At 66.3% G+C, this 17,397-nt stretch carries 15 protein-coding genes; 8 read left to right on the forward strand and 7 right to left on the reverse strand.

Translation table 11 applies throughout. From position 1 onward, the window contains the following. Positions 1-49 precede the first annotated feature (49 nt). On the forward strand, positions 50-778 hold the full coding sequence (locus ACFVJ3_RS03580; RefSeq protein ID WP_378450746.1) for a queuosine precursor transporter: 729 nt from the start codon (positions 50-52) through the stop codon (positions 776-778). A 43-nt stretch (positions 779-821) separates the two neighbouring features. On the opposite strand, the gene tgt is transcribed toward ACFVJ3_RS03580, so the two are convergent. Beyond that, on the reverse strand, positions 822-2,066 hold the full coding sequence (gene tgt / locus ACFVJ3_RS03585) for a tRNA guanosine(34) transglycosylase Tgt (protein WP_378450747.1): 1,245 nt from the start codon (positions 2,064-2,066) through the stop codon (positions 822-824). Positions 2,067-2,172: 106 nt separating this feature from the next. Between tgt and ACFVJ3_RS03590 the strand changes: the two genes are divergently transcribed. Both ACFVJ3_RS03590 and ACFVJ3_RS03595 read left to right on the forward strand, forming a co-directional pair. Beyond that, complete coding sequence (locus ACFVJ3_RS03590) at positions 2,173-4,056, forward strand: sulfatase-like hydrolase/transferase (RefSeq protein WP_378450748.1); 1,884 nt, start codon at positions 2,173-2,175, stop codon at positions 4,054-4,056. A gap of 5 nt (positions 4,057-4,061) precedes the next feature. Then, complete coding sequence (locus ACFVJ3_RS03595; RefSeq protein WP_378450749.1) at positions 4,062-5,303, forward strand: hypothetical protein; 1,242 nt, start codon at positions 4,062-4,064, stop codon at positions 5,301-5,303. 32 nt (positions 5,304-5,335) lie between these two features. Here the strand turns inward: ACFVJ3_RS03595 and dmpG are convergent, their stop codons facing one another. The 3 genes from dmpG to ACFVJ3_RS03610 are packed head-to-tail and all read right to left on the reverse strand — an operon-like array spanning position 5,336 to position 8,114. Then, positions 5,336-6,376 (reverse strand): 4-hydroxy-2-oxovalerate aldolase, encoded by a 1,041-nt coding sequence (gene dmpG, locus ACFVJ3_RS03600; RefSeq protein WP_378450750.1) that lies wholly within the window; start codon positions 6,374-6,376, stop codon positions 5,336-5,338. After that, on the reverse strand, positions 6,373-7,305 hold the full coding sequence (locus tag ACFVJ3_RS03605; protein ID WP_378450751.1) for an acetaldehyde dehydrogenase (acetylating): 933 nt from the start codon (positions 7,303-7,305) through the stop codon (positions 6,373-6,375). The genes dmpG and ACFVJ3_RS03605 overlap by 4 nt, the downstream gene beginning before the upstream one ends. Continuing rightward, positions 7,302-8,114, reverse strand: coding sequence for a 2-keto-4-pentenoate hydratase (locus ACFVJ3_RS03610; protein ID WP_378450752.1), 813 nt, complete (start codon positions 8,112-8,114; stop codon positions 7,302-7,304). The genes ACFVJ3_RS03605 and ACFVJ3_RS03610 overlap by 4 nt, the downstream gene beginning before the upstream one ends. A gap of 255 nt (positions 8,115-8,369) precedes the next feature. Between ACFVJ3_RS03610 and ACFVJ3_RS03615 the strand changes: the two genes are divergently transcribed. The 5 genes from ACFVJ3_RS03615 (at position 8,370) to ACFVJ3_RS03635 (ending at position 15,196) form a co-directional block, all read left to right on the forward strand. Then, positions 8,370-9,161 (forward strand): enoyl-CoA hydratase/isomerase family protein, encoded by a 792-nt coding sequence (locus tag ACFVJ3_RS03615; RefSeq protein WP_378450753.1) that lies wholly within the window; start codon positions 8,370-8,372, stop codon positions 9,159-9,161. A 39-nt stretch (positions 9,162-9,200) separates the two neighbouring features. Then, the gene (locus ACFVJ3_RS03620; protein ID WP_378450754.1) at positions 9,201-10,172 is read left to right on the forward strand and encodes an ABC transporter substrate-binding protein; all 972 of its coding nucleotides are present in this window, start codon (positions 9,201-9,203) and stop codon (positions 10,170-10,172) included. A 141-nt stretch (positions 10,173-10,313) separates the two neighbouring features. Further along, entirely contained in the window at positions 10,314-12,659 is a 2,346-nt protein-coding gene (locus tag ACFVJ3_RS03625; RefSeq protein WP_378450755.1) for a CoA transferase, read from the forward strand. A 28-nt stretch (positions 12,660-12,687) separates the two neighbouring features. Next, positions 12,688-13,635: a zinc-binding alcohol dehydrogenase family protein gene (locus ACFVJ3_RS03630; RefSeq protein WP_378450756.1), complete on the forward strand. Its 948-nt coding sequence runs from the start codon at positions 12,688-12,690 to the stop codon at positions 13,633-13,635. Between the two features lie 4 nt (positions 13,636-13,639). Then, positions 13,640-15,196: an AMP-binding protein gene (locus ACFVJ3_RS03635; RefSeq protein ID WP_378450757.1), complete on the forward strand. Its 1,557-nt coding sequence runs from the start codon at positions 13,640-13,642 to the stop codon at positions 15,194-15,196. A 15-nt stretch (positions 15,197-15,211) separates the two neighbouring features. Here ACFVJ3_RS03635 and ACFVJ3_RS03640 read toward each other — a convergent pair whose 3' ends face one another. The 3 genes from ACFVJ3_RS03640 to ACFVJ3_RS03650 form a co-directional block, all read right to left on the reverse strand. Continuing rightward, the gene (locus ACFVJ3_RS03640; RefSeq protein WP_378450758.1) at positions 15,212-16,108 is read right to left on the reverse strand and encodes an IclR family transcriptional regulator; all 897 of its coding nucleotides are present in this window, start codon (positions 16,106-16,108) and stop codon (positions 15,212-15,214) included. Between the two features lie 120 nt (positions 16,109-16,228). Then, the gene (locus ACFVJ3_RS03645; protein WP_378450759.1) at positions 16,229-17,077 is read right to left on the reverse strand and encodes an alpha/beta fold hydrolase; all 849 of its coding nucleotides are present in this window, start codon (positions 17,075-17,077) and stop codon (positions 16,229-16,231) included. Further along, entirely contained in the window at positions 17,077-17,397 is a 321-nt protein-coding gene (locus ACFVJ3_RS03650) for a ferredoxin family protein (RefSeq protein WP_378450760.1), read from the reverse strand. Before ACFVJ3_RS03650 ends, ACFVJ3_RS03645 begins: the two co-directional genes overlap by 1 nt.

Consider the following 17,397-nt stretch of genomic DNA (forward strand, 5'->3'; position numbering starts at 1 on the left):
ACCCGTTCCTGATTCGCGCCCCTCCACCTGCAGGTGCTTGGATTGCGGCGTGACAGCCTCAGATCAGCAGACCAAACAAGACGACCACGCGTCGTTCGCGCACGTCAGCCGGGGGTATTACCCGACGTTCGTTGCCCTCTTCACCGCGACGCTGCTGATCTCGAATATCTGCGCGACGAAAGGCGTCGCATTCTTCGCCGACTCGTCGCTCACGCTCGGGCCGCTGCAGATCCTGCCGATCATCACCGACGGCGGCTTCTTCCTGTTCCCGCTGGCCTACATTCTCGGCGACGTGCTCAGCGAGGTGTACGGGTTCAAGTCGACGCGTCGCGCGATCTACCTGGGCTTCGGCGCCCTGATCCTGGCCGCGTTCTGCTTCTGGCTCCTCATCGAACTGCCGTCCGCCGACTTCTACGAGAACCAGGAAGCGCTGCGGTCCGTCGTCGGCGTCTACCCGCGACTGCTGCTCGCCGGGCTGGCCGGTTACTTCGTCGGGCAGATGCTGAACTCGGTGACGCTGGTCCTCATCAAGGAGCGCACCAAGGAGAAGCACCTGTGGGCGCGGCTCATCGGTTCCACCATCGTCGGTGAGTTCGCCGACACCCTGATCTTCTGCTCCATCGCCGCCGGCGCGATCGGCATCAGCACGTGGAGCGATTTCGTCAACTACGTGATCGTCGGCTTCCTGTGGAAGACCCTCGTGGAGGTACTGGTCATGCCGATCACGTACCGCGTCATCGCCTACGTGAAGAAGCGCGAACCCACCTACCAGCTCTGACCCCCACGTGAGTGGGAATGTGTGCCCGAGGACGCTTTCCCACTCACGTGCGGTAGAAGCGGCCCAGGGTGTCGGCTTTGAACTCGTCGAAGTAGCCACCTTCGATGCTGGCGCGGATCTGATCGACCAACCGGACGGTGAAGCGTTCGTTGTGAATCGTGCACAACGTCGACGCCAGCATCTCCTTCGCCTTGAACAAATGGTGAATGTAGGCGCTGGTGTAATTCGCGCAGGTGTAGCAATCGCAGTTCTCGTCGATGGGCGTGAAATCACGACGGAATCGGCTGGTGTTGATGTTGAACCGGCCGTCCGGGTGGTAGATCGCGGCGTTGCGCGCGACGCGTGACGGATTCACGCAGTCGAACGTGTCGGCGCCGTTCTCGATGGCCACGAAGAAGTCGTCCGGCTCGCTGATGCCGAGCATGTGCCGAGGCTTGTGCTCGGGCAATTCCTCGTTGCACCAGCGGACGATGGTGCCCAGGTTCTGCTTCTCGAGCGCTCCGCCGATGCCGTACCCGTCGAAACCGCGGCCGCTCTCCCCCGTGATCGACTCCAGCCCCCGGCACGCCTGCCTCCGCAGGTCCTCGTACTGCGCGCCCTGCACCACCCCGAACAGCGCCTGATACGGGCGGTGGGAGCGCTCCACGGTTAGCTTCTCGTGCTCGGCGATGCAGCGCACCGCCCACGCCTGCGTCCGCTCCACCGACTGCTCCTGGTACCCGCGGGTGTTCAGCAGCGTGGTGAGCTCGTCGAACGCGAACATGATGTCGGCGCCGAGCTGGTGCTGGATCTGCATCGACACCTCGGGAGTGAACCGGTGCCGCGATCCGTCCAGGTGCGATTTGAACGTGACGCCGTCGTCGTCGACGGTCGCGAGGCGTTCCTTACCCTTGGCGATGACGTCATCGGAGCGCACCCCGACGGCTTCCATCGCGAGGACCTTCTTGAACCCGACGCCCAGCGACATGACCTGGAATCCGCCGCTGTCGGTGAACGTCGGGCCGTCCCAGTTCATGAACTTGCCCAGACCCCCGGCCTCGTCGACGATGTCCGGCCCGGGCTGCAGGTACAGGTGGTACGCGTTGGCGAGCAGCGACTGCGCGCCCAGCTCCTTCATGCTCTCCGGCAGCACCGCCTTGACGGTGGCCTTGGTACCGACGGCCACGAACGACGGCGTCGCGATGTCACCGTGCGGGGTGTGAATGGTTCCGGTCCGGCCCAGCTGTCCCTCGAGTCGGGTACCGACGGTGAAGAACGGATCGGGCGGGGTCGGGACTACGGCATTCACGGATGTATCCAATCACGGGCGACATTTCCGACGACACATCACTACTTCGTTCGAAAATGGGTACAGAGAGTGTGACGATCCCATCCCTTCGACCGGAGGAACCGCCATGAGCGAGGAGAAGGCCGGCCATCGGATCGACAGGCGAACGTTTCTCTCGGGTGCGGCGGTCGCCGGCGGGGTGACCGTGATGTCGGGCCTCTTCGACCGTCGGGCGGATGCGTCGGAGCTACCGCTGCGCCGCCAGCCGAATAGTTACGTGCAGCCCAACATCGTGTTCATCGTCGTCGACGAGATGCGGTTTCCCCAGGTATTTCCGGCCGGGATCAGCACTGCGGACCAGTTCCTGCAGCGGTTCATGCCCAACCTCTACAAGCTGTGGGCGCCGGGGGTGAAGTTCACGCAGCACTACACGGCCGGGGTGGCGTGCAGCCCCGGCCGTGCGTGTTTCGTCACCGGGCTGTATCCGCTGCAGAACTGGATGTTGCAGACGCGGACCGGCAATCGGGCGTCCCCCGTCCCGTCGCCCGCGATGGGGAGGGAGTTCCCGACGTACGGCAAGCTGCTGCGGCAGGCGGGCTACGTCACGCCGTACGTCGGCAAGTGGCATCTGTCGCCGTCGCCCGACGAGGACTCGGGGCTCGCCCCCGGCTACCTCGAGGAGTACGGGTTCGACGGACTGACCATGCCCGACATCATCGGATTGAACGGTGAGGGATTCGAATTCGACGGGCACATCGCCGACCAGGCCGCGGCGTGGTTGTCGACGCGTAAACCCGGGGACGGCCCGTTCTGCCTCACGGCGAGCTTCGTCAATCCCCACGACCAGCAGTTCTTCTGGGCCGGAACGGAAGCGGAACGGTATCAGTCGCTGTACGCGAACAACGTTCCCCCGCTCAGCCCCGCCCGGGCCTGGTCGGTGACCACCGCCGAGAGCGACCCTCCACGGCTGGGTTATCCGTCCGTGCCCCCCAACTGGGAACCCGAGAAGGCGCTGCAGTCGAAACCGAGCACCCAGGTGTTCGCGCGGGAGTTCCAGGCCCTGGTGTGGGGCGGCGTCACCGACGACGTCCAGAATCTGTCGAACTACTACCTCCAGCCCTACGGTCAGGGCACCGATCCCGACCGTCACATCGCGTTCGCGCCGTACACGTACTGGGAGCGGGCCCTGGACAGTTACACCAACGTGCTGTCGATGGTCGATCACCACATCGGCACGGTGATCAACTCGCTACCGGAAGACGTCGCGGCGAACACAGTTTTCGTCATGACGTCCGATCACGGCGAATACGCCGGGGCGCACGGCTTCGTCGCCGGCAAGCTGTCCACCGCCTACGACGAGGCGTTCCACATCCCGCTGATCGTCGCCGACCCGACCGGGCGATTCACCGGCGACACCGACACCCCACGCGGCCAGTTCACGTCGAGCGTCGACGTGGTGCCGCTGCTCGCGACGCTCGGGCACGGCGACCGGAACTGGATGTCCGGAGACCTGTTCGCCACGTACGCCGAACGCGTCGACCTCATGCCGTTGCTGCGGAGCAACGCCGCGGCCGGCCGCGACCACGTCGTCCTCGCCACCAACGAGCACGCACCGCAGGGGATCAACTGGAACAACTCCCCCACCCACATCTACGTGTTGCGCACCCCCGAGGCGAAGGTCGCGGTGTATTCGAAGTGGTTGGGGCCCACCGCCTACGTCGACCCGGCGTCGTTCCAGTACGAGTTCTACGACTACGCCACCGAACGCGGTCGGGCGGAACTCGACAACACCTTCGATCACGACCCGCGCGGTCCGGCCATGGCCGCCCAGCTGATGACCCAGTACCTGCCGACTCAGCTCGCCGCGCCGCTACCCCCGGCGTTCGCTCAGCAGGGTGCCGACGCGATGGCCCGGTACCTCGCCTACATCCAGCTGATCAACCGGTACACGCCCGGCGAGATCGACCGCGAGGGTATCGACAAGCTGACCGCGTTCGGGGAGGTGTTCTGACGGCCATGGCCGAGAGAGTCGTTGCCGCCGTACTGGTTCTGCTGCTGTGGTCCGGTGGGGCCTCCCTCGCGTCCGCGGCGCCCCCTCCGACGGCGCAGTGCGCATGGCAGTTCATGTCCAACTCGACCGTGCTCGACGTCGCCTTCCCCGACGCCAACGCGACGTACTGGGTTCTGCCCTACGCGTTGGGGCCCGGTGACACCATCGAACTGAGCGGCACCTACCCGGCCGCCCGCTACTTCTCCCTCAACACGTACGGGACGAACTTCGACACCGTCGACACGTTGCGCGACAACCAGATCGGACCCGACCCCGGCAGCGGAAACCCGTTCGACGACGCCGCCGCCGGTGCCCTGCCCGCAACCCAGAAGCGCTGGCACGCGACGGTCGTGACCGGTCCGGCCGATCACTCGCGCAACCAGATTCAGGCCCTGCCCGACGGCACCGACGCGCAGTCGGTACCCGTCGGCTTCCTCATCATCCGGGTGTACGTGCCCGACGACCCGGCATCGCCGACCGGCGGCGTTCCGCTACCCGACGTGACGCTGACGTTCGGGGGCCGGACGTCGCCGGTGCCGACGTGCGGATCCGAATTCGATCCCTCCGCCTACGACAACGGCCCACTCGGACAGGTCGCGGAGGCCGGTTTCGACCAGATCATCGCCGGCGCCGCGTCCGGCGCGTTCCCCGGCAACGTGCCCGAGGCGACGTTCGTGAACCCCGCGAGCACGTCGGGCCTGTTTCCCAACGGCGACAACAAGTATGTCGGGGCGGGGCTGACGTATCGGCCCGGACGCATCGTCGTCGTGCAGGGCCGGGCGCCGACGTTCCCCGACACCCGTGCCGGCCAACCCGTCACGGCACCCGGCCGGCAGGTGCGGTACTGGTCGATGTGCCAGAACGATCAGGTGACGCCGTACCCGGTCGTCGCGTGCGCCGCCGACTTCCAGACACGCACCGACGGCGACGGCAACTACACGTACGTCGTCGCCGCGCCGCAGGACGTCCCCGCCCGCGCCGCGTCCGACCCGACCGTCACCGTGATCCCCTGGGGTTCCACCGACGTCGCGAAGAAGGTGCTGTTCCTGCGGTACATGCTGCCGTCCGACGCCTTCTACCCACAGTCGGTGCAGGCGTCGCAGAGCAATCACACCGACCCCGCCACCACGATGGGTCCGTACTATCCGCGCTCCGCCTACTGCGACACCGCCACGTTCCAAGCCGGGGGAAGCACTGCGTGCCTGTGAGTACTTCTTAACCACGGGCGGTTAATAAGTACTCACGGGCGGTTGCGCAGATCGAGGGCGACATCGGTGATCATGTCTTCCTGTCCGCCGACGAGGCCTCGCGCGCCCACCTCGACGAGGATGTCTCGGGTATCGAGACCGTAGGTCGCCGCGGCATTCTCGGCGTGCCTGAGGAAACTCGAGTAAACCCCTGCATACCCGAGGGTCAACGTTTCCCGGTCCACCTGCACCGGCCGGTCCTGCAGGGGCCGGACCAGGTCGTCGGCCGCGTCCTGCAGCGAGAACAGGTCGCACGAGTGCTTCCAACCGGACAGGTCCGCCACCGCCACGAAAGGCTCGATCGGACAGTTGCCGGCCCCGGCACCATGCCCGGCCAGGGACGCATCGACGCGGATCGCACCTTCCTCGACCGCGACGACGGAATTCGCGACGGACAGCGAGAGGTTCTGGTGTGCGTGGATCCCTATCTGAGTACTCGGCTCGAGGATGTCCCGGTAGGCACGGACTCGATCCCGGACGCCGCCCATCGTCAGCCGGCCACCGGAGTCGGTCACATACACGCACTGTGCGCCGTAGGACTCCATCAACCGGGCCTGTGCCGCAAGTTCCTGCGGTGATGCCATGTGGGACATCATCAGGAACCCGGACACGTCCATGCCCAGTTCGCGTGCGGTCGCGATGTGCTGGGCGGAGACGTCCGCCTCGGTGCAGTGCGTGGCCACTCGGACGGATGCGACCCCGATGTCGCGCGCCCGCCTCAGGTCGTCGATCGTGCCGATGCCGGGGAGTAGGAGTGTGGTCAGTTTCGCCGACTTCAGCACGGACGCCGCTGCTTCGAGCCATTCCCAGTCGGTGTGCGAGCCCGGACCGTAGGTAAGCGAATGCCCGGCCAGTCCGTCTCCGTGCGATACCTCGATCGCATCGACGCCCGCCCCATCGAGAGCACCGGCAATCGCCGCAATGTTCGCGGGAGTGATCCGGTGCCGGATCGCATGCATCCCGTCTCGCAGGGTCACGTCCTGGATGTAGAGAGCCGCCCCCTCGGTGACGTACTCGCGCGTCTCGACGGTCACGAAACCACCTTTTCTTTCGTCTGAGCTGCGATCTCTCGGGCCACACCGAGCGCCGCCGAGGTCATGATGTCCAGGTTTCCCGCGTACGCGGGAAGATAGTGCGCGGCGCCCTCGACTTCGAGGAATACCGAGACCTTCCACAGCGGACCGACGTGATCGGTCAGAGTGAGCGTCGACTCGGTGACCGCGGTGAACTGAACCTGCTGCTTGAGCCGATACCCCGGAACATACGCGGCCACCTTCGCCACCATCGATTCGATCGAGGCCACGATCTCGGTCTTCCTGTCCTCCCCGACCAACGCCAGGACGGTGTCCCGCATGATCAGGGGCGGCTCGGCCGGATTCAGCACGATGATCGCCTTACCGCGCGCGGCACCGCCGACCTTCACGATCGCCTCCGACGTGGCCTCGGTGAACTCGTCGATGTTCGCCCGGGTTCCCGGTCCTGCCGACTTGGATGCGATCGACGCCACGATCTCGGCCCAGTACACCGGCGTAATCTGCGAAACGGCCGCAACGATCGGGATGGTTGCCTGACCGCCGCAGGTGACCATGTTGACGTTCGGCGCCTCGAGGTGCTCGTCGAGGTTCACCGACGGCACCACGTACGGTCCGATCGCCGCGGGCGTGAGGTCGATCAGGCGTTTTCCGAAGGGACGCAGCATTTTCTCGTTGAACTCGTGCGCCTTCGCGGACGTGGCGTCGAAGACGATCTCGATCTCGTCGAACCGTGGGTGGTCGATCAGCCCCTGCACACCCGTGGAGATTGCGCCGACCCCCAGACGCGCCGCGCGCGCGAGCCCGTCCGAGGTCGGGTCGATTCCGACGAGCGCGAGAACCTCGAGTTCACCTTCGGCCAGCCGTTTGATCTTGATCAGCAGATCGGTGCCGATGTTGCCCGGACCGATGATCGCCACTTTCGTGCTCACAGTGATGCTCCAGACGTGAAAGAGATGGACACACAGCCGATACCGCTGATCGTCGCCGTGTAGGTGACGCCGGGTGCGACGGGCACCATCGGTCCGAGTGCGCCGGACAGCACCACCTCACCGGCACGGAGGGGCGAGCCGAGCTCGCGGGACGTGTTCGCCAACCACGCCAACGCCGCCCACGGCGAGCCGAGACAGTCGGAACCCCTACCGTGCGAGACGACGGTGTCGTTCGCGGCCATCGACATCGAAATCGCGGTCAGGTCCGGCAACTCGGATGCGGTAACCCGATCTCCCAGTACGTACAGTCCCGAGGACGCGTTGTCGGCGATGGTGTCGCCGAGGGTGATGTCCCACGCCGCAACACGTGAATCCACGATCTCGAGGGCGGCCACACCACACTCCACATACGTACGTACGGTGACTGCGTCCACCTCCACATCGACGTTCGCACTCAGGACGAACGCGATCTCGGCCTCGACCTTCGGCTGCAGCAGCCGGCTCACATCGACCGGTTCCGCCACCGGGCAGTTCATATCCGAGAACAAGACCCCGAAGTCGGGCTGATCCACTCCCAGTTGCGCCTGAACCGCGGGCGACGTCAATCCGATCTTGCGGCCGACGGGCGTTCGGCCGCCTGCCACGAAGTCCGCGACGATGCGTGACTGCACCGCATACGCTGCCGCGATATCCGAGCGGCCGATCAGGTCTCGCACCGGCGCACACGGCACACCGTCACGCTGTGCGGTCGACAACCGCGCCGCAGCCTCCGCGATCTGCCCGAACTCCACCGTCGATGGGCTGGTCATCGATTCGCGCCTCCGTCAGATTTGGTCCCGCGCCTCTACCGCTCGGGAGATAGTGGCAACGTGCCCCAGCGGGACTGCCCGGTCAACGCACTCGGTCCGCTCAGCTGACCGGTCACGCGGCGCGGACACCCACCGGATCTGTCCCTCGGTTTACTCACCGAACCTCATTCGTGTTGCAGACCGGCCGATAAGTCGATACTGACTCCTCAACGAAACTGTTCGACCGTCACTTCTACACATCGAGGTATGCACCTGATGCCAGAGCCATCGAGACTCACCTCCGCCTTCCTACGACCCGCGGTGTCGGATGGAATCGCGACCATCACCATCGACCGCCCGCCGGCCAACGCTTTCAACCCCGCGCTGATCGCGGAATTCCTGCAGGTGCTTCCGCCGCTCGCCGACGACCCGGACGTTCGGTGCATCGTCCTCCGAGGCACGGGCCGGTTCTTCGTCGCCGGCGCGGACATCGCCGTCATGCGCGATCTCACCGAGGCCACCCAACGCGCGATGCGCCCATGGGTCGACGTCCAGCGTTTGCTCGAGACCGCCCCGAAGCCCGTCGTCGCAGCCCTGAACGGTCATGCCCTCGGCGGCGGTGCCGAACTGGCTCTGGCCTGCGACATGCGGGTGATGACGGAATCCGCGACCATCGGCTTTCCCGAGATATCGCTCGGTTTGTTCCCGGGCGCGGGTGGCAGTCAGAGACTGCCCCGGCTGCTGGGTGCGCACCGGGCGAAACTGCTGATGATCGAAGGTACTCGGCTCACATCCGCCGAGGCATTGCGCATCGGACTGGTGGACCGGGTTGTCCCCGACGCGGAATTCGACGAGCACATCCGCTCGACCGCACACTCGCTCGCGAACAAGCCGACCCGGACGATCGGCTTGCTCAAGCGCGTCGTCGAGGAGGGCCGGACGTTGCCCCTCGACCAGGCGCTGGACGTCGAATTCTCCGCCGTGCTCGAGCTCATCGCCACCGCTGACACCGCCGAGGGACTACAGGCTTTCCTCGACAAACGGGCGCCCACCTTCACCGGGCGCTGACACTAACACCGTGACACACCATGTTCTGAAGGGAACCGCATGAAGACCAATTTCTGGCGACGCGGGGTAGCGGCTGTGGCGGCGCTCGCCGCCGTCGCCGTCGCCACCACAGCGTGTACCCGTCCCGCCACGACGGCGGCCACCACCGCGGGCGACCTGGTGCGTATCTCGGTGGGTGTCGACCCGTCCTATGCACCGATCTTCCTTGCCGACCGCGAAGGGATGTTCGAAGCAGCGGGCCTCGATGTACAGGTCATCCAGACCGAGGGTGGCGCTGCCGGTGCACAGAACGTCGTCGCCGGCATGTCTGAACTGTCCGGAAACGCGAACTCGACTGCGCTCACCGTCATGGCCGGCAATCCCGGGCTGCGTGCGCTGGGTGTGTACGAGGAGTCCGACCGCTACTTCCAGGTCGTTCTCCGCGACGGCGTCACGCCCGACTCGATCAAGACCATGGGGGTCTTCCCCGGCATCGGGCTGTACTTCACCGACCGGTATCTACGGAGTCTGGGACTCGATCCCGCCGGGGTCAACCTCGTGACGACGAGTCCGCCCGAACAGCCCGCGCTTCTCGCGCGCGGCGACATCGACGGGTTCATCTCGTTCGATCCCTGGGTCACGCAAGCCGTCGACTCGGGAAGTCACGTCGCCGGGACGACGGGCGACTTCGGGGCCAAGTACTCGCAATGGCTGATCGCGTCGGACAGCTGGCTGAGCACCCACGAGGAACTCGCCGGCCGCGTGTTCCGCGTGATAGCGCAGGCCGCAGACATCGTCGACGCAGATCCTGACCGGGCCGCGACGGCGGTAGCCGAAGCAATCCAGATGGATCCGGCCGAAGTGCGTAACCAGGTCACCCAGATCGACTTCCGCGGACGCGATTTCACTCCCGACGACATCGAGCAGGCACGGCAACTGGTCGACTTCTTCCGCGCTCAGGGGAAGATCCCGGGTGACATAGATCCGCAGGAAGTCCTGCTGAGCGGCTGGTTCGACCAGAACACGCAGTAGCTGCGCCGACCACTCTGCTGACCGGACCGGTACGGGTCCGGTCAGCAGAACAGAATGATGCCCCTCCGCTCGGCCTGGTCATAGTGTCTATCCCACGCTCCCGGACGGAGGGCACGCATACCAGTACGGAATGGAGCAACCGTGGTCGAATCCGCTATTCGCGTCGTGGAACTGTCGAGCCCGTTCGCCCGGTTCGCGGGCCGGGTCCTCGTGGGGCTCGGGTACGAGGTCATTCTCGTCGAGCCGCCGGAGGGCGATCCGACGCGCCGCGAACTCGACGGATACGCCTTCGCCCATTGGCATGGAGGCAAACGCTCGGTCGTGCTCGACCTGTCTACCGACGCCGATCGCGGCGTACTCGACGAACTGATCGCGGGGGCGGACATTCTCCTCGACGGCAGCACTGTCGGTTCGGAACCATCTGTTTCCCAACATGATTCACTCGTCCACGTGCGGGTCACACCGTTCGGCATCACCGGCCCGCGGAGGACCTGGGCGGCAACGAACCTCACGGTAGCGGCATCGGGCGGGATGATGGCGCAGGTCGGCGAGCCCGACGGTCCCCCACTCTCGCTGCCCGAGGGCCAAGCCGAGCAACTCGCCGGCGTCAACGCGGCGATCGGCGCCCTGCTCGGCCTGCGGGCCAGGCGGTTCGGCCCCGCGCCGTTCATCGACATATCGGCCCAGGAATGCGTGGCGGCAAGCCTCGAGGCGGCGACGCTCGCGTACGTGCACGAAGACCGCATTCCCGGTCGGCCGGGCCGCGTGCACCCGCTGGTCCCGCACGGATTGTTCCGCGCCGCCGACGGGTTTCTCGGGGGTGGACTCGGCGGCAGTCCCCGAATGTGGGATGCCACCCTGCAGTGGCTGATCGAGGAAGGCGTCCAGGACGACCTGGATCACCCCCGCTGGAGCGACCCCGTCGAACGGAAAACCCACCAGGATCACCTCTTCGAGGTTCTGCAGCGATTTCTGTCGAAATGGCCGAAGGAGGAGTTCGCCGTCCGCGCGCAGGACCGCAAACTTCCGTGGGCCGCGGTGGACGGCCCCGCCGAACTGCTGATCAACCCCCAATTGAACGATCGTGACTTCTTCCTCGACGTAGTGTCCGACGACGGGGTGACCCGCGATCTCGGATTCGGATTCGCGTTCCCCGAGGGTCGGCGGGTCCGTGAGCTCGTCGTCCCGGGACTCGGCTCAGACCAGTCGCTGGCGACCGAATCTCGCACTCCCGCAGTACCACCCACAGAAGGGACGCAACCAGGGAGGCGCAGCCTCGACGGGATCCGAGTGCTCGACCTGACCTGGGTTCTCGCCGGTCCCTACTGCACCCGGATCCTCGCCGACCACGGTGCCGAGGTCATCAAGGTCGAATCGTCGGGGCGGCCCGACCCGACCAGGTTCGCACCCGCCATGCACCTGTCCCGCGGTCCGCACGACGATCCCGATACCAGTGGCTACTTCAACGACGTCAACCGCAACAAACGCAGCATCACCCTCAATACCCGCTCACCCGAAGGCCTCGCGGTGCTCGCCGACCTGATCGCCGAGAGCGATGTCGTGATCGAGAACTTCAGCTCCTCCGTGATGGAGAAGATGGGGCTCGGATACGAGCGGCTCCGCGAACTGCGTCCCGATATCGTGTACGTCTCGATGTCCGGCATGGGCCACACGGGTCCGCGCAGCAGCTGGGTGTCGTACGCGGACATCGTATCCGCCAGTACGGGACTGACGGCATTGACAGGATGGGGCTCCGAAGACGTCGTCGGCGTCATCTACGGTCACGGCGACATCGTGGCCGGGTTGCAGGCTGCGACCGCGACCCTGGCCGCCCTCGAGCACCGGGATCACACCGGCCGAGGGCAGCACGTCGACCTGTCGCAGCTCGAGGCGATGGCCGCACACATGGGGACCAGCGTCATCCAGTCGACCGGCACGGGCCGGCTGCCGGAACCGAACGGAAATGCTCACGCCGAGTATGCGCCCCATGGGGTGTTCCGCTGTCTGGGCCCGGACCGCTGGACGGCAATCGCCGTGCGGGACGAGTCCGACTGGCGCTCACTGTGCGAGTTGATCGAACGCCCGGAATGGTCGGATGCCGAGGGCTTTCGTACGGCCGGGCAACGCCGGGTGCGGAACCCGGAGATCGCGGCGGCCGTCACGGCGTGGACCAGGACGCTGCCCGCGGAGGCAGTCACCGAGATGCTGCAGCGCGCGGGCGTGCCCGCGGGCACCGTGCAGGACGGCAGGGACCTGGTCGAGGCTGATGCTCATCTGCGCGACCGCGGCTTCTTCGTACGACGGACACACCCCCGCGCGGGCGCCTTTCTGCACGAGGGGGTACCTGTCCGCCTCGATCGCGCGGCCGGCGAAGTACGCAGTGCCGCACCCCTTCTGGGTGCCGACACCGACGAGGTTCTCGGCGGCGTACTGCGGTACTCGAACGACAAGATCGCCGACTTGCGTGCGAACGCAATTCTCAGCTGAAACCCGCACATTCATCCGAAGGAGACATATGCGCGCCGCGCGGCTACACAATTTCGGTCAGGCCCCTGTCATCGACGAGATCGACACCCCCACCCGGGAGACGGGGCAGACGCTGGTCCGCATCGATGCGGCGGCGCTCGGCCACCTCGATATGACCGTCGCGAGCGGGAAGTTCAACGTCAAGCCCCCGCTGCCCCACATCGGCGGCACCGACGGCGCTGCAACGGTGGTCGAATCGGACACGTTCGCACCCGGAACCAGGGTGCTCGTGCGTGGTGGCGGCATCGGCCTGTTCAAGAACGGATGCTGGGCCGAGTACCTCGTCGCAGCAGACAAGGTTTTCACGCCGTTCGATTCCGGTCTCGCGCCGGAGATGGCCGCGACGTTCTTCCTGCCGAGCACCACCGGATACGTCGCCGTGAACGATGTCGCGAAGGTCTGCGCCGGGGAACGGGTGATGGTGTCCGGCGCGTCGGGTGCGGTCGGGTCGATGGCCGCCCAGTTCGCTCAGCTCGCCGGCGCCGCCGAGGTGATCGGAATCGTGCCCCGGCCCGATCAGGTGGATCTGCTTCCCGCCGGTGTGCGGCCGGTCGTCGGTCGCGGTGCCGAGTTGGCGAAGGCGCTCGGCGACGAACCCGTCGCCGAAGTGTTGATCGACACCCTCGCGGGTGACTCCCTCCCGCCGCTCCTCGAGCGCGTCACGCCCGGCGGTCGGGCTGCGCTCATCGGATACACGCTGGGAACCGAACTCACTCTCGACCTCCCCAATTGGCTGCTCAGCGACGTACAGCTTCTGCCGGTGAACATGATGCGCAAGGGAGCACGGCAGGCGGAGCTCGCCCCAGAATTGATCGGCCGACTCGTGGCGGGCGAATTGCAGCTCGCGGTGCAGCAATTCGCACTCGACGACATTGCCGACGCCCTGCAGTCGATGCGTGAGGGCAAAGTGGCCGGGCGCGCCGTAGTCGTACCCTGACGTCATGCCCGTAGAGAAAGTGGAGCCGCACCTCCCCGAGGCGATGACCATCCCGGCACTGCTGATCGCCAGGGCCGAGGTCTTCGGCGATCATGTTGCACTCCGCGCCGGAGACGTCCAGGTCACCTACCGCGAACTCGTCGGCAGGGCAGCGTCGATGGCCGCTTCTCTCTTCCGGCACGGCGTTCGCAGCGGCGACCGGGTCGCCGCGATGTCGGCCAACCGTATCGAAATCATCGATCTGCTCCTCGGCTGCAGTTGGCTGGGCGCCACAGCGGTGCCGCTCAACATCGCGTTGCGTGGCGACGGACTGAAGCACGTGCTCGACGAGTCCGGCGCGGGGCGGTTGTTGGTCGAGCCGGAGTTTCTCGAACGAGTGGATTCGGCAGGATTCGCGGGCGAGCGCTGGGTCCTCGGATCCGCGGCGGCTCCGCACGCCGACCCCGGAGCCGCGCATCCACTGTGTGGCCCGGCACCCGTCGGCGCACTCGATATCGCCGCCGTACTCTTCACCTCGGGCACCACCGGGATGCCCAAAGGTGTGCGGTGCCCGCACGCCCAGTTCCTCTGGTGGGGCGAGGGCGTCGGCCGGTCGCTCGATCTCGGAACCGAGGATGTTCTCTACAACTGTCTTCCCCTCTTCCACACCAACGCCATCAATGCTTTGTTCGCGGCGCTCGCATGGGGCGGCACTTTTGTCATGGGCGAAAGGTTCTCGGTGAGTCGGCACTGGACACAGGTCGAGGAGTGCGGTGCGACGGTGATCTATCTCCTCGGCGCGATGGTGGCCATGCTGATGAACCAACCGCCGTCAGCGGCGGATCGTGCGCACCGCGTGACGCGTTCGCTGTCTCCCGCGACGCCCGCGCACCTGTGTGAGCCGTTCCGGGAGCGCTTCGGAATCGAACTCGTCGACGGCTTCGGGTCGACCGAAACCAACCTCGTCCTGGGGACGCTTCCGGGCAGGCGGCGGCCCGGATACCCCGGCAGGGTGATGGACGGATACGAGGCCACCGTCGTCGCCAACGGCGTGGTGGTACCTGACGGGGCCCCCGGGGAGCTGGTAGTTCGCAGTCTGCGGAACGGCGGATTCGCCGACGGATACCTGGGAGATCCCACCCCACCCGCAGGCTCCTGGGTGCGCACGGGTGACCGCGTGATCCGTGAACCGGACGGCTGGTTCCGGTTCGTGGACCGTATCAAGGACGTCATCCGACGCCGCGGCGAGAATGTGTCGGCGACCGAGGTCGAGTCGGTACTGTCGCAGCATCCCGGTGTCTCGCAGGTGGCCGTGTTCCCCGTGCCGTCCGCGCTCGCCGAGGACGAGGTGATGGCGGCGGTGGTGCCGTGCGAGGGAATCACCCTCGAGCCCGCGGACCTGTTGCGCTTCGCCGAGGCACACCTTGCCTACTTCGCACTCCCCCGGTACATCGACCTCGTGGATTCGCTCCCGCTCACCGAGACCGGCAAGGTGCGCAAACCGGAACTCCGTTCCCGGGGCGTCTGCGAGAACACCTGGGACGCCGAACGGCAGGGGTATCAGCCGCTCAGAGACCGCTGAGTTCGCCGGTCGACGTCATTTTCCGCACCCGTTGAACGAGCACATCGTCGGACTGCAGGTCACGTCACGGGTAGCCGCGTCGCCCGGGGAGTGCGCGCATTTCATCGCATGCAGGGTCCGGGTGATGCCCACGCCGGCGGTCCGCAGGGCGCCGGTGATCCGGCTGACGTTCAGCCGGGCAGTGGGCGCCGTGACAGAGAGAGCACCGGCCAGGGTGCGCGGTCCGCTGAAGACCGGCACGGCGACGCTCATGTAGCCCAAACGGGTCTCTTCCACCTCGACCGCGAGTTGGTCGTTGCGCATGCGGTCGAGCTGCTGACGGAGGACGCCGACCGACATCGTGGTGCGGTTGGTCAACGCGGTGAAGCCCTGCTCGACTACCTCGTCGAACACGGACTGCGGCGAGAACGCCAAGATCATCTTTCCGGTCGCCGTGCAGTAGAGAGGCAACCTGCCCGCGACCCGCGACTGCTGGTTGAGTCCGCGATGCCCGATGATCTTCTCGATGTACAGGACGTCGATACCGTCGCGGACCGCGAAATGCACCGTCTCCTGAGTCGCGAGGAGCAGATCCTCCATGTACGGGAGCGCCGCATCGCGCAGGATGCGCTGCCGAGGCACCAACTGACCCAGCTCGAACAGTCGCAGCCCCAGTCGATACTTGGTACCCGCACGCTCGAGGAGACCCCACTCGACCAGTTCCCCGGCCAGCCGGTGCACCGTCGCCTTCGCGACACCGCTGCGACGGGCGAGCTCGGTCAGCGACAGGTCGCTGTGGTCGCTGTCGAAGGCATCCAGGATCAGACGCGCCTTACCCAGGACGGACGACAGGTCTGCGGAAGCCGGCTGTCCGGCCGACTTGATGGGTACTACCGATCCGAGTTCGACGGATTTCCGTGCGGCTGTCGTCATGGGTGCCTCCTGGCGAGTCTGGCGAGCAGTACGGTCGATCGACTTCCTGGGTGCGCTGTGCCCACCTGATGTCGCGACGCTACGGGACCGGCCACCTGAGACGCACGCCACACGGTCCGTTCAGTGGACCCGTTCCACAGAGTTTACATTCGGCGCCCCGACCTGGATCGATGCGAGAAATTCACGCACCGCCGACGCGACGGCCACCGCCTCGCGTTCGATGAGGGCCACCGTGCCCTCCTCGATCACGACGCAGTCGACTGACGGCGCCGCCGCGAGTCGCGAGCGCAGGGTGGGGACGTTCGGCATCGAGAACGGGTCCTTGCCGGCGCAGATCAGGAGCACAGGTACCGCCACCGATCCGATGCGGTCCTCCATCCGGTATCGGGCGCACGCCCGGTGGCCCTCGGCCGGGTCGACCCCGGGCGCGAGCGCGTCGTGGATGAACCGGTCCAGCAGTCCGGCGGCCGGCTCGGGATAGTACGGACGACGCAGCTCCCACAGGGTCTGCAGGTGCGCACCGTCCTCGGCTCGCTGCGCCCGGTCGACTCCCCCGCTCCCGGAATGTCCGGTCCGATAGTTCTCGTCGGCCCACGGACAGGACGACAGAACCACCGCATCGAGTCTGTCGCTGTGCGCGGCCGCCATTTCCATGGCCACCGCAGCACCCGTGTGGTGTCCGAGGACCACGAGGCGGTCCACACCCAGCGAGTCCAGCAGTTCCCAGGCGCCACGCGCGAAGGCCTCGATGGTCTGCGGCGCCCGCAGTGGGGCACTGGCGCCGAAACCCACCATGTCCATCGCGATCACCCTGCGATCGACGGCGAGCAGGGGAATCAATTCACGAAACTCGTCCCAGGACCGAGGCGTCTGGTGCAGGAGAAGCAGCACCGGCCCGTCGCCCTGCTCTGCGTAGTGCACCTGACCGAAAGAGGTGTCCGCATAAGCGAACCGGAGGTCCGTGCCCATCAGTACGACGCGACCATCGGGGTATCGACGCCGACCACGTCGATCTTCGCGGCACCGCCGGGGTTACCCACCGGCTCCGCGCGGGTCGGCAGGATGTCGAGGAAGAACTTCTTGTTGTCTTCCTTGAAACCCGGCTCCGCCTTGCGATCGACTGTGATCGCCTCCACGGGACACGCCAGTTCGCAGGCCCCGCAGTCGATGCACTCGTTCGGATTGATATAGAGCTTGCGCTCGCCTTCGTAAATGCAATCGACCGGGCATTCCTCCATGCACGAGCGGTCGGTGTAGTCGATGCATGCCTCGCCTATGACAAAAGCCAT

The organism is Rhodococcus sp. NPDC127593, assembly GCF_042671975.1.
Lineage (GTDB): Bacteria > Actinomycetota > Actinomycetes > Mycobacteriales > Mycobacteriaceae > Rhodococcus_F.